Source organism: Gordonia desulfuricans NBRC 100010 (genome assembly GCF_001485495.1).
In the GTDB taxonomy this organism is placed as follows: Bacteria; Actinomycetota; Actinomycetes; order Mycobacteriales; family Mycobacteriaceae; genus Gordonia; species Gordonia desulfuricans.
Genome location: NZ_BCNF01000227.1, coordinates 1 through 1,268, shown reverse-complemented (window position 1 = coordinate 1,268; position 1,268 = coordinate 1). Strand labels below are relative to the sequence as shown.

Annotated in this window: 1 protein-coding gene; it reads right to left on the bottom strand. The window is 63.2% G+C overall.

Going from position 1 to position 1,268, the window contains the following annotated elements; all coding sequences use genetic code 11:
- Positions 1-1,110 (bottom strand): ISL3 family transposase (locus GD1_RS23990; RefSeq protein ID WP_059040033.1); only part of this gene is annotated, 1,110 nt, incomplete at its 3' end.
- Positions 1,111-1,268: the final 158 nt, after the last annotated feature.

The following is a 1,268-nucleotide window of genomic DNA, read 5'->3' as shown; positions in this document are numbered from 1 at the left end:
TTGGGCAAGTTCGGCGAGTTCTTTCGGCACGCCGGTATGGATGCGTTTGAGCAGCTTGTACATCGCGATCTTCCCGTCACGCTTGTGCGGCTGGTCGTAGGCGTCGATCAGGTCCTGATAGACGGCGTAGGTGACCGCGACCGCCAGGTGTTCCTCACGCGCTTCGAGGCCGTTGGTGATGCGGGTCTTCTGCTTGTCGGTCAACAAGCCGATTCGGGTGAGCAGGGGGCGGCGGATTCCGTAGAGCGGGTCCCCGCTACGGCCGCGGTGTCCGCACGTATCCTGTTGTACGCGTTGACGACACACGGTGAGTTTGTCTGCGGCCAAGTGCACGACATGAAACGGATCCATCACCGCACGCGCCTTGTTCAGGGTTTCAGCGGTCGCGGTGCGATACCCGGAGAACCCGTCCATCGTCACCACCTTGATTCGGTCACGAAACGCAGGATCGCGTGCAGTCAGCCAATCCTTCAACGCCGCCTTGGAACGGCCGGCGACCATGTCCAGCAAGCGTGCCGGGCCGGTACCATCGACGATCGGTGTCAGGTCGACGAGCACGGTCACGAAACTCGAATCCCCCTTGCCGCGAACGTGTTTCCACTTGTGCTCATCCACCCCAAGGACTCGCACACCGTCCAGGCGGGCCGGTGCGGACGCCAACGAGCGGGCCTCCTCGAGTGCGAGCGTGTTGACGGTGTTCCAACTCATCCCGACCGCCGCGGCGACCGCCTTGACCGACATCTTGTCGACGATCATCGCCCGCAGAATCCACGTGGTGGTGCGGCGGGTGACCTGTGCCCGCGGCGCCACGATCGTCGAGATGTCGGCACGAAAGATCGTGGTGGCACAGTCCGGGTTCTCGCACAGATAGCGCGGCACCGCGATATGAAGCCGAGTCGGGTGCCCCACGATCGGCAGATCAGCAACCTCACGATCGATGTGGTCACGCAGCCGACCCGGCCGCCCGCATCCGGGACATGTGTTCTTCGGTTCCAGGACCTCGCAGAACACGTGGGTGCGGTCCTCGCCGTCGAGCGCGGCACCGGTGATCGTCACCCCGAGCTCGATGGTGCGGCAAATGGTGTCGGCAATAGCGCTACGCTGCAACATGGGTCCTGTCGGTGTCCGGGTGGGTGTGTAAGAGCTTTCATCCTCACACCACAGGACCCGCCTACACCTCCAGCGACACCGCCCATCACCCCGCGACCTTGATCACCTACATCTAGTGGTCACGAGAACCCGTTCTACGCACCGTCGTTCCGGAAGAG